The organism is uncultured Clostridium sp. (assembly GCF_963527835.1).
Lineage (GTDB): Bacteria > Bacillota > Clostridia > Clostridiales > Clostridiaceae > Clostridium.
Window position 1 is genome coordinate 79709 of the sequence record NZ_CAURTC010000002.1, and the last position, 12742, is coordinate 92450.

Below are 12742 nucleotides of genomic sequence, written 5' to 3' on the forward strand. Positions count from 1 at the left end.
TCCTAAAACTTAACAGGGAAAATGATATCTTTTATGGTTACTAAAACCATAAGACCTATAAGCAACATAAACCCTACATAATTTAAAGTTTCAACTATCTTATTTGGAACTTTTCTCCTTGTTATTAATTCAATTAATAGTATTACTGTCCAGCCTCCATCTAAAGCTGGGAATGGTAACATATTAAATACTGCTAAACTAACACTTATATATCCAACGAATCTCATTAAAGTCCATATACCATTTTCAGCAGTTTTAGCTGACATCTTTATTATGGTAAGTGGGCCTCCAACATCTGTTTTTAAATTTGCATTTCCTGTAAATATCATTTTAAGACCTTTAAATGTTTGAGATACTAAAGAAGCTGTTTGATTAACACTATGTTTCAAGCTAGCACCTATACTTGGATTAGTTTCTGCCCCAAAGCCTATACCTACCATATATTGATTTTCTTCACTTAGCTTAGGTTTTACAGTAAAGTTTTTAATTTCTTCTCCTCTTTTTACTGTAAGATCTACTGATTCACCCTTCGCCATAAGTATTCCTGTTGTAACATCATCTACTGTAAAAACTTTTGAACCATCTATTTTTAAGAATTTATCACCTTCTTGAAGTCCTGCTTCTATTGCTGGATAGTCAGGAATAACAGTTGCTATCTCTGGCACATTGTATCCAAATTTTCCTGCAATACACGCAAATATTACCATTGCCAATATATAGTTCATTACAGCTCCAGCTATTATAATACTTATCCTTCTAAGAGGCGATTTTTCTGAAAAACTTCTATCATCTTGAACTGCCTCTTCTTCACCCATCATATTTACAAAACCGCCAATAGGAAATAGACGTAATGAATATGTTGTTTCTTTTCCTTTTTTAGAAATCACCTTAGGACCCATTCCTATAGCAAATTCCTCTACTCTTACTCCATTTAATTTTGCTAATGTAAAATGACCAAGTTCATGTACGATTATTAAAACACTAAACGCTAAAATAGCCCCTAGTATAGCTACTAGACTCATATTGTTCATCCTTTCCTATCTCATATCTACTACATATTTTTTAACTTTTTTATCTAATTCAATTATATTTTCTAAAGTTAAAGGCTTTTTAGTTTCTTCTTCAAATGTATTCATACAGTTTTCTATAATATTAAATATATCTAAAAACTCAATTTTTTCTTCTAAAAATAATGCCACTGCAGCCTCATTAGCACCATTTAATATAGTTGGCATAAGTCCACCTTGTTTTCCTGCTTTAAATGCTAATTTTAATGGCTTAAAAGTTTCTAAATCCGGCTTTTCAAAAGTTAACTGTGATATTTCATAAAAATCTAATGTTTTTGCTATTAAATTTTTTCTTTCTGTATAATTAAAAGCATATTGTATTGGCAGTCTCATATCTGCTGCTCCAAGTTGTGCTATTATACTTCCATCACAGTATTCAACCATAGAATGTACTATGCTTTGAGGATGAATAACAACTTGTATATTATCATAATCACAATCAAAAAGCCAATGTGCCTCTATTACTTCAAGACCTTTATTCATTAAAGTAGCAGAATCTATAGAAATTTTTCTACCCATATTCCACTTAGGATGATTTAATGCATCATCTACACCTATATCATTTAAATCACATAATTTTTTGCCTCTAAAAGGTCCACCTGACGCTGTAAGTATTATTTTATTTAAAGTCTTTAAATCATTTCCTCTTAAAGATTGATAAATAGCACTGTGCTCTGAATCAACAGGAAGTATTTTAACATTATTTTTTTTAGCTTCACTCATAACAAGTTCACCTGCAACAACTAATGTCTCTTTATTTGCAAGTGCTATATCTTTTTTTGCTTTTATCGCTTCTAACGTTGGCTCTAAGCCTATCATACCAACTAAAGATGTCAAAACTATGTCAATTTCTTCTAAAGATGCTATTTTATTAAGGCCCTCCATTTGAGATAAAACTATTGTTTGCTTATTTCTTTCTTTGCAGTATTTTTCTAATTTATCTGCAGAATTTTTATCCATCATACCTACATATTTAGGATTAAATTCTTCAATAATTTCAATCATTTTATTTACTGAAGAATTTGCAGTTGCCCCAATTAGTTTTAATTCTCCATTCGATTTTTTTATTACGTCTAAGGCTTGAGTTCCAATTGAACCTGTAACCCCTAATATAGATAGCTTTTTCATTTCTTTCCTCCTAAAGTATATTATAAAATGCTACTAATTTTATAAATTGTTTAACTAGAACTATATACTATTTCCTTTGCCAAAATACTGTACATAGGTCCAACTAGTATTCCTAAAATTCCAAATACCTCTACCCCAATATATATAGAAATCAATATAATTAAAGGATGTATATCTAGTTTATCACTCAAAAATTTTGCTTCTAAAATTTCTCTTATGACTTGAACTAATATATATAAGCACATAAGTCCAAATGCAGTAAGATACTCTTTCATTACAATATTGTATATTATAATTGGAATAAATACAATTATAGTTCCTACATAAGGTAACACATCTAAAATACCACAAAGTATTCCTAATATAAAATAATTAGATACATTTAATATCCAAAATCCCCCTATAATCTCAAGTGTTGATATTAATACTAAGATTATTTCTATAATAAACATTTGGCTAAAATTTTCTTTTTGTTTTTTTATTTTTTTAATCATTTCACTTGGAAATAACATTAAAATTATTTTTTTTATTTTTTCACCATCAACTAATATAAAAAAAGCACATATATTCCCTATAAAATAGGCTATTATTCCTTCACCTGTAGTTAATGCTCCTCGTCTTATGCTTTCTTGATTTATTATAGAAATCACACTCTTTCCTAAATCAAGCTTTTTTAATTGCAAATCAAGTTCTAATGATATATCTTGTATAATTTTATTTATTGTATTTACATTACTTAAATATATCTTTTGAAATACATTGAATATTTCATTGCCTAGGTATAATATAATTAATATTAAAAATATATTAACTAAAACAATACTTAAAGCCCCTGAAATTTTATCTGGAATATTAAATTTTATCATAATTTTATATAGAGGACTGGCTATTATAAATATAAATATCATAGCTAAAAAAGGCTTAAAATAATATTTTATAGTATATGTAATTATAAGTGTTATAAAAAGTAAGATTGTTAAAGATATTATCTTTTTGTATTTTTCAAAAATAGTATACACCACCCTAAAATCACTTTTTATAATATATGCTCTAAGTAACAATTTAATTATTATTTATCTTTAACAAATCCTATATTTTAGTAGAGTATTTATATGTACGTAATCAAAGTTGATTGAGTAATTGAACTTAGAAATGTCACTTTACCTATTGCATATATCAACACCTATTTAAAACATAGCCTTAGCAAATAAATTTAATTTTCTATAAAAATAAAAAAATCCGTGGATTTAAATTTAAATCCACGGATTTTTTAATAAATATTAAATTACAACTATAAAGGTTAAATAATAAAATACTACTGTTGATGAAAAAATTATACTATCAAATCTATCTAAGATTCCACCATGACCAGGTATTAAATTGCTATAATCCTTTATTCCTACGTATCTTTTTATCGAAGAGGCTACTAAGTCTCCAAACTGGCTAAACACACCACACAAAGCGCCTATGATAAAATAATGATATAAAGGCATGACATATACATATTTATTAACTATAATTCCAAATATACCACAGCATAAAATTGCTCCTAAAAGTCCTCCGATAGATCCTTCAATTGTTTTCTTTGGAGAAACCTTTGGACAAAGTTTATGTTTACCTAAAAACTTTCCTGAGTAATATGCACTTGTATCTGTCATCCATGATCCTATAAATATAAGCCAAACTAAAAATTCTCCATGATGTTTTGCATTAACTAAATATACAAAACTAAATAAAATACCAGCATATATAAAACCTAAAAATGTTAAAGAAACATCTATAAATGTATAATCTAAATTTATTACTGGAATAATCAACAATATAAACATGGCAAGAACTATTACATACATCATTATATTAAAATCATTATTTAATAAATAATACATAATTAATAATGCATATCCAAAAACTGATATTGGATTAAATTCCTTCTTTTTCAGAGCATTGTAGAATTCCCAAAGTCCCATTGCTGATAATAAAATAACAAATGATTTAAGATAAATTCCTCCAAGAAAAATAAATATTATAAATGGAGCAATCATAAGTGCACCTAAGTATCTATTATTAGATTTCAAAAACAGTCACCCCTTTACTTTACTCCACCAAATCTTCTATCTCTATTTTGATAGTCCAATATGGCCTTTTGTAAATCTTCTTCTTTAAAATCTGGCCAAGCTATGTCTGAATACCAAAATTCTGAATAAGCACATTGCCATAATAAAAAATTACTAATTCTTTGCTCACCAGAGGGTCTAACAATCAAATCTGGGTCAGGCATTCCTTTAGTATATATGTAATTTGATATTAAATCCTCACTAATATTTTCTTTTTTTATTTTATTGTCTTCTAAATCGTCTATAATTAATTTCATAGCTCTAACCAATTCATCTCTTCCACCATAATTTAGTGCAAGATTTAAATTTATTTCAGTATTATTATTTGTTATTTCTATAGCTTTATTTAATTCTTCCTTACATTCTGCTGGAAATTTTGACATATCACCCAATATATTGATTTTAACACCATTTTTGTTAAGTTCTGCAACTTCTCGTTTAAGATAAACTACTAATAGCTGCATTAATGCACCTACTTCTTCTTTAGGCCTTTTCCAATTTTCAGTTGAGAAAGCATATAAAGTTAAATATTTTATTCCTAATCTTTTAGACTCTTTTACAATTTTTCTTATTGTTTCAACGCCTGCTTTATGTCCCATGCTTCTTGGTAATTTTCTTTTTTTAGCCCAACGACCGTTTCCATCCATTATTATTGCAATGTGCTGCGGTATTTTATTCATATCTAATGCAACTTCATTTGTCGAATCTTTTTTTGATTTGAATATACTTAACAAATTTCCCATCCCCTCTCTCGTTTTATAATATAAATAAGATTAAATAACATTTAAATGATGAACTTAAGGAAAAAAACCTGCTAAATAGCAGGTTTTGAGATTAAATAGCTAGAATCTCTTTTTCTTTATCAACTATTATCTTGTCTATATCTTTTATAATAGCATCTGTCTTCTTTTGAACATCATCTTCGCCTTTTTTAACTTGGTCTTCAGATAAATCTCCATCTTTTTTTAATGCTTTAATTTTATCATTAGCATCTCTTCTAATTGATCTAATTGCTACTTTAGATTCTTCTCCAGTTTTTTTAACTTTTTTAACAAGATCTTTTCTTGTTTCTTCTGTTAATTCTGGAATAACTAATCTTATTATTGAACCATCATTTGAAGGATTTAAACCTAAGTCCGATTTTAAAATAGCTTTTTCAATTTCTTTTAATAATTGCTTTTCCCAAGGTGTTATCATTAATACTCTTGGTTCAGGTGAAGAAATATTTGCAGCTTGTGATAATGGGCACATGCTTCCATAATAATCAATTTGAATTTTATCAAGCATACTTGGATTAGCTCTTCCTGCTTTCATAGTTCCTAACTCTGATTTTAATACAGTTACAGTTTTTTGCATTTTTTCTTCTGCATTCTTAATGATGTCCTTAATCATGATTATCCTCCTATTTTTTAGTTACTAATGTTCCGATATTTTCGCCAGTTATTGCTCTTTTAATATTACCTGGCTCATCTAAACCAAATACAAGTATTGGAATACTATTATCCATACATAATGAAGTTGCTGTAGAATCCATAACTTGTAGTCCTTGATCTAAAACATCTATATATGATAGTGTATCATATTTTTTTGCTTCTGGGAACTTCATAGGGTCTTTATCATAAACTCCATCAACTTTTTTTGCTAAAAGTATTACTTCTGCTTCTATTTCTGCTGCTCTTAAAGCTGCAGTAGTATCAGTTGAGAAATATGGATTTCCTGTTCCTGCTGCAAAAATAACCACTCTACCTTTTTCCAAGTGTCTCATTGCTCTTCTTCTAATAAAAGGTTCCGCAACTTCTTTCATCTCTATGGCAGTTTGAACTCTAGTTTTTACACCTACTTGCTCTAAAGAATCTTGTAGTGCTAATGCATTTATACAAGTAGCCATCATTCCCATGTAATCAGCAGTTGTTCTATCCATACCTTCGCCGCTTCTTCCACGCCAGATATTTCCTCCACCTACAACTGTTCCAACTTCTACTCCCATGTCAACTAGTTCTTTAATTTCTAGAGCTATTCTTTTAGCTACATTAAAGTCAAGTCCAAAACCATTAACTCCAGCTAAAGCTTCACCTGAAAGTTTTAAAATTACTCTTTTATATTTACAATTTGTCATTCAAAACTACCTCCTAAATGTGGCATTAGAAGAAAACAATGCCTTATCTTCTATTATTTTCTTTAAAAAAAGAGAACACAGAGTGTCCTCTTTAGTTTTTATATTTTACTATTTTCCTAATTGTTTAGCAACTTCTTCTGCAAAGTTTTCTTCAACTTTTTCGATTCCTTCGCCTCTTTCGAATCTTACGAATCTATTTACTTTGATTGCAGAACCTGCTTCTTTAGCTTTTTCATCTATAAACTTAGTTATAGTCTTATCGCCATCTTTAACCCAAAGTTGTTCAAGAAGACAAACTTCTTTGTAGTACTTTTGGATTCTTCCCATAACCATCTTTTCAACTATCTTTTCTGGTTTTCCTTCATTTAAAGCTTGAACTCTATAGATTTCTTTTTCTTTTTCTATAGAATCTTGATCAACTTCTTCTTTAGATAAGAATAATGGGTTTGCAGCAGCTATTTGCATACAAAGTTCTTTTGCAACTTCTTCAACTGCTGGTGATTCAACATCACAAGCTACTTCTACTAAAACACCAATTCTTCCGCCACCATGGATATAGCTCTTAACTACTCCATTATCTACTGCGAATTTAACAAATCTTCTAACAGTCATGTTTTCACCAAGTCTAGCGATTAGTCCTGTTAAAGCTTCTTGTATTGTAGCTTCTTCATCAAATTTTTCATTAACAAGTTCTTCTACTGTTGTAGCACTTGTTGATGTTGCTATTTTAGCTAAAGCGTCAGCAAAAGCAATGAAATCTTCATTTGCTGCAACGAAATCTGTTTCACAATTAAGTTCAACGATAGCTCCGCTCTTTTTATCTTCTGAAATATATGTTTTAACTAAACCTTCTGCAGCAACTCTTCCTGATTTCTTAGCTGCAGCCGCAAGTCCTTTTTCTCTTAATACTTCAACAGCTTTTTCGATGTCACCATCTGTTTCTGTTAATGCCTTTTTGCAGTCCATCATTCCTGCGCCAGTTCTTTCTCTTAATTCTTTAACTGATTTTGCAGATATCATTATTAAATTCCTCCTCGATTATATATTGCATTTTATCAATCTATTATATTTATAATAAATTAAATATTTAGAAGAAATTATTTAAAACTTAATATAAAATATTAAATTTTAAATAATTGTGGCTTCTAAGCTAGAAGACAAAACAAAATTGTTTTGTCTTCTATTAAAATAGTATATATAAACTATTCAGCTAATTCTTCGCCTTGTCTTCCTTCCATGATAGCATCAGCCATTTTAGCAGTTATTAATTTAACAGCTCTTATAGCATCATCATTACCAGGAATTACGTAATCAACTTCTTCTGGATCACAGTTAGTATCTACTATAGCAACTACAGGAATTCCAAGAATCTTAGCTTCTGATATAGCATTCTTTTCTTTTCTTGGATCAACTACAAACATAGCACCTATGTTGTCACAATCTAAGTTTTTGATACCACCAAGATTTTTTTCTAATTTTTCTAATTCGCCTTTTAATTTGATAACTTCTTTCTTTGGAAGAACCTCAAATGTTCCATCTTCTTGCATTTTTTCTATTTCAGAAAGTCTTCTTATTCTTTTCTTGATAGTAGAGAAGTTTGTTAACATTCCACCTAACCATCTGTTGTTTACAAAGTGCATGCTGCTTCTTATTGCTTCATCTTTGATAGCATCTTGAGCTTGTTTCTTTGTTCCAACGAATAATATATCTTTTCCTTCTGTAGAAACTTCTTTAATGAAGTTGTAAGCTTCTTCAGCTTTTCTAACTGTTTTTTGAAGGTCTATGATATATATACCATTTCTTTCTGTGAAAATGTAAGGAGCCATCTTAGGGTTCCATCTTCTTGTTTGGTGTCCAAAGTGTACACCTGCTTCTAATAATTGTTTCATTGATATTACTGACATTTTGTTACCTCCTTGGTTTTTACCTCCATCATCTTCTTCTTGCAAATAATCCCTTAATAGGGCACCTAATTTACAAATTGGATGATGTGTGTATTTTGTTACCTTAAACAGTATAACATAAGGTATTTAACCTATCAATAAAAAATTTACTTTTTCTCTAAAAATAAATAAAAGAAACCAAATTTATTGGTTTCTTCTATTTATAGCTCGTCTAATTTTGAAATAAAACTACTATTTTATTTTTTTCAATTCATCTAATAATTTTTCATTTAATACTCTAATATAAGTACCTTTCATGCCTAGTGATCTAGATTCAATGACCCCAGCACTTTCAAACTTTCTTAAAGCATTTACTATAACACTTCTAGTTATTCCTACTTTATCAGCAATCTTAGAAGCAACTAATAAACCTTCATTTCCATTTAATTCTTCAAAAATGTGCTCTACTGCTTCTAATTCAGAATAAGAAAGAGTTCCTATAGCTAATTGAACAACAGCTTTTTTTCTAGTTTGGTCTGCTAAATCTTCTTGCAATGCTCTAAGCATTTCCATTCCAACTATTGTTGCACTATACTCTACTAAAACTAAATCATCATCAGTAAATTCTTTTCCAAATCTAGCTAATATTAATGTACCTAGTCTATCTCTACTACCTATTATTGGAATTATAGTTGAAATTTTATCTTTTGTCTTACAATCACCAATTTCCGCAAATACACATCTGCCTTGATTAGATAAGTTTGCTAATGTTTCATTACTTTCTAAAAGGGTAAGATTGTAATCTTCTGGGAATTTTTTATCTTCTATGACTTTCTTTTTCATAGCTTCACATTCAAAGCCTGGAGAAAAAGTATATCCTAAAACTTTACCTCTTTTGCTTACTATATAAGCATTACATTCAAGAACTTCGCTTAAAAGTGTACATATATCTTGAAAAGCAACTGGTTCAGTCCCCGTCTTTTGCAAGATTTTATTTAATCTTCTTGTTTTACTTAATAGAGATGACATTTCTTATCCTCCTTGTTAACCTCACAATAATCTCTGAATTATACAAACAGAATATAATCTTTTTAGAAAATTCTTAATTTAATGAATTTTCTCTCATGTTTTGTTAATTTTAGTCTAACATATAAAATAATGCTTTACAACAGTATTTTTTTTATTTCGACACAATAGAACTGTTAAAATTCATAAATTAATCTATTCAGTTTTATCTTCTTTAAGTTCTTTAGTATAATCACATTCTCCGTTAGAACACTTAATATATTTTCCTTTAGTTTTTGAATATTTAAGTACCATATAAGAATCACATTTAGGACATTTATCTTTTACTGGTTCATACCAACTAACAAAAGTACACTCTGGATATCCTGAACATCCAAAAAATTTCTTTCCTCGTTTGCTTTTCTTAACAACTATAGTTTTTCCACATTCAGGACATGATACATCTAGTTCTTCTACTATTGGTTTAGCATTCTTACATTCTGGATATCCAGGACACGCTAGGAATTCACCATATCTTCCTCTTTTTATTACCATCATGCGACCACATTTATCACACTTAACATCACTAACTTTATCTTCTATTACAACCTTTGATATTTCTTTTTCGGCTTTTTCTATTGCTATCTTTAGAGGTGTGAAAAATTCTTCTACTATTTTAGTCCAACTTTCACTTCCTTCTTCAACATTATCAAGCTTTTTCTCCATATCAGCTGTAAAATCTGCATCTACTATTTGAGTAAAATATTCACTAACTATATTATTCACTATAAATCCAAGTTCTGTTGGAATTAAGTTTTTCTTTTCACGAATAACATATGATCTCCCAACTAATGTGGATATTGTTGGTACATATGTACTAGGTCTTCCTATTCCTTTTTCTTCTAGTAATTTAACAAAAGATGCTTCTGTGTATCTTGGTTGAGGTTGTGTAAAATGTTGTTTTTCATCTATAGATACAGCTTTTAGTTCTTCCCCTTCTTCTAAAACAGGTAATGTAACTGATTTTTCATCATCTTCATTTAAATATTCGTATATTTTCATAAATCCATCAAAATTTATTGTTGATCCTGATGCTTTAAATTTATATTCTCCATTTAATATATCTATAGAATTTGTATTAAGTACACATGATGACATTTGACTTGCTACAAATCTATTCCAGATTAATGAATATAGTTTATATTGTTCTGAAGTTAAATTTTCTTTTGCTACTTCTGGTGTAATTTCTACGTATGTAGGTCTAATAGCTTCATGAGCATCTTGAATATTTTTCTTTCCTTTATATATTCTAGGAGCACTTGGTAAATATTCTTTACCATAAGTACTTTCAATAAATGTTTTCGTATTTTCTTGAGCTTCTTCAGATATTCTCATAGAATCTGTTCTCATATAAGTAATTAAACCGACAGTTCCATATCCCTTAATTTCTATACCTTCATAAAGAGCTTGAGCAATTGACATAGTTCTCTTAGTCATAAAATTCAACTTTTTACTAGCATCCTGTTGAAGTGTACTTGTTGTAAATGGTGGTAATGGATTTTTAACCTTATTACCTTTTTTTATTGAATTTATAATAAACTTATCATTTTCAAGTTCTTGCTTTATTTTATTAGCTTCTTCTTCTGTATTAATTTCAATCTTTTTACTTTTATAAGTTGAAAGTCTTATTGGAAATTTCTTTCTATCTTTTTTTAATACGCAATCAACAGACCAATATTCTTTAGGTATAAATGCTTTTATTTCTTCTTCTCTATCACAAATTAATTTTAATGCTGCTGATTGAACTCTACCTGCACTAAGACCCCATTTTACATTTTTCCATAAAATTGGACTTATTTCATATCCAACAAGTCTATCTAATATTCTTCTAGCTTGTTGAGCATCAACTAAGTCTAAATCTATACTTCTAGCTTGTTTTATAGCGCCCTTTACTGCACTTTTAGTAATTTCATTAAAAACTATTCTGCATTTTTCATTTTCAGGTATTTTTAAAATGTTAGCTAAATGCCATGATATAGCTTCTCCCTCACGGTCGGGGTCAGTTGCCAAATATATTTTATCAGACTTTTTAGCTGCTTTCTTTAGCTTATCTAACAATTCACCCTTACCTCTAATTGTTATATACTTTGGTGTGTAATTATTCTCTATATCAACACCTAATTTACTTTTAGGTAAATCTCTTATATGACCCATAGAAGCTTCTACAATATAATTTTTTCCTAAATATTTCCCGATTGTCTTTGCTTTTGCTGGCGACTCAACGATTACAAGTTTTTGACCCATATTTATAACTTCATAAAAAATTTTATGAAGTACTCACCCCCTAAATTTGTTTTAAATTATTTTTATATAGTAATTACCAGGAAGGCAAATTATCTCATTTTTTATTTGCATTTCAAATAATAACGCATATAAAGCCCCTCTGTCAACACAACTCTTCTTAAATATGTCATCGATATGAATTGGTGCATCTGTTATCATATCTAATATTTCTCTTTTTTCTGGTCTAATTTTCATTGGTTCAATATCTATGTGATTTGTATTAAAAAATTTATTCAAATCATCTATGCTACTTAAAACATCACATCCGTCTTTGATCAACTTATTAGACCCCTTTGCTCCTTCATATAAAATAGAACCTGGCACAACCAATACATCTTTATTTTGTTCTTGTGCTATTCTAGCTGTTATTAATGATCCACTTTTTTCACTGGCTTCTACAACTATAACGCCATCACTTAAGCCACTTATTATTCTATTTCTTAGTGGAAAGTTATGCCTTAAAGGTTTAGTTCCTAATGGAAATTCTGAAATAATTAATCCATCTTTAATTGCTTTTGAAAATAAAGCTCTATTTTCTGATGGATATACAACATCTATTCCACATCCTAAAACTATAATAGTTTTTCCTTCATTTTCTAAAGCGGATTTATGAGCTATGGAATCCACACCTCTTGCACCACCACTTATAAGCGTTATATTATTAGTAATAATCTCCTTTGTCAAGAGCTTTGTCACAGCCAATGCATAATTCGAACATTTTCTTGCACCTACAATGGCTATGGATTTATCATTTATTAAATTTATATCTCCTTTATAAAATAAATAATATGGTGCTGGCGAAAGTAGCTTTAATCTCTCTTTATATAAAGGATTAGAGTACGTTATATATCCTATACCTTTTTGGTTTAATGTATTGTTTACAGATATAATTTGATAAACCAAATCATTCTTTTCAAAATTTCCAAGTTTTTTTTGCAAATTTTTATTTTCTTTTAATATATTCTCAAAATTATTATATATATTTTCTTCATTTTCATACTCATCTATCAAATTTATTTTTTCTTTATTGCTTATATCTAACAATATAAACCATAACTCATAGTTTAACATTTACTTTCTCCTTAT

General features: G+C 28.9%; 12 protein-coding genes. All 12 read right to left on the reverse strand.

The features are described from left to right. Positions 1-2 precede the first annotated feature (2 nt). Positions 3-1031: a M50 family metallopeptidase gene (locus tag RYM86_RS01640; protein WP_315076958.1), complete on the reverse strand. Its 1029-nt coding sequence runs from the start codon at positions 1029-1031 to the stop codon at positions 3-5. Between the two features lie 6 nt (positions 1032-1037). Next, entirely contained in the window at positions 1038-2195 is a 1158-nt protein-coding gene (locus tag RYM86_RS01645; RefSeq protein ID WP_315076961.1) for a 1-deoxy-D-xylulose-5-phosphate reductoisomerase, read from the reverse strand. Positions 2196-2245: 50 nt separating this feature from the next. Further along, entirely contained in the window at positions 2246-3214 is a 969-nt protein-coding gene (locus tag RYM86_RS01650) for an AI-2E family transporter (RefSeq protein ID WP_315076963.1), read from the reverse strand. A 261-nt stretch (positions 3215-3475) separates the two neighbouring features. Then, positions 3476-4270, reverse strand: a complete 795-nt coding sequence (locus RYM86_RS01655) for a phosphatidate cytidylyltransferase (RefSeq protein WP_315076966.1) — start codon at positions 4268-4270, stop codon at positions 3476-3478. 14 nt (positions 4271-4284) lie between these two features. After that, a complete protein-coding gene (locus tag RYM86_RS01660; protein WP_315076968.1) occupies positions 4285-5043 on the reverse strand; it encodes an isoprenyl transferase in 759 nt (252 codons plus the stop codon). Positions 5044-5143: 100 nt separating this feature from the next. Then, positions 5144-5701, reverse strand: coding sequence for a ribosome recycling factor (frr, locus tag RYM86_RS01665; protein WP_012425335.1), 558 nt, complete (start codon positions 5699-5701; stop codon positions 5144-5146). Between the two features lie 10 nt (positions 5702-5711). After that, a complete protein-coding gene (gene pyrH / locus RYM86_RS01670) occupies positions 5712-6425 on the reverse strand; it encodes a UMP kinase (protein ID WP_003373447.1) in 714 nt (237 codons plus the stop codon). A gap of 108 nt (positions 6426-6533) precedes the next feature. Beyond that, on the reverse strand, positions 6534-7445 hold the full coding sequence (gene tsf, locus RYM86_RS01675; RefSeq protein ID WP_315076989.1) for a translation elongation factor Ts: 912 nt from the start codon (positions 7443-7445) through the stop codon (positions 6534-6536). A 182-nt stretch (positions 7446-7627) separates the two neighbouring features. Further along, entirely contained in the window at positions 7628-8329 is a 702-nt protein-coding gene (rpsB, locus tag RYM86_RS01680) for a 30S ribosomal protein S2 (protein ID WP_315076992.1), read from the reverse strand. A 231-nt stretch (positions 8330-8560) separates the two neighbouring features. After that, positions 8561-9337: a GTP-sensing pleiotropic transcriptional regulator CodY gene (gene codY / locus RYM86_RS01685; protein ID WP_315076995.1), complete on the reverse strand. Its 777-nt coding sequence runs from the start codon at positions 9335-9337 to the stop codon at positions 8561-8563. A gap of 192 nt (positions 9338-9529) precedes the next feature. Continuing rightward, positions 9530-11617 (reverse strand): type I DNA topoisomerase, encoded by a 2088-nt coding sequence (topA, locus tag RYM86_RS01690; protein WP_315077000.1) that lies wholly within the window; start codon positions 11615-11617, stop codon positions 9530-9532. A 51-nt stretch (positions 11618-11668) separates the two neighbouring features. Next, positions 11669-12727, reverse strand: coding sequence for a DNA-processing protein DprA (gene dprA, locus RYM86_RS01695; protein WP_315077003.1), 1059 nt, complete (start codon positions 12725-12727; stop codon positions 11669-11671). Positions 12728-12742: the final 15 nt, after the last annotated feature.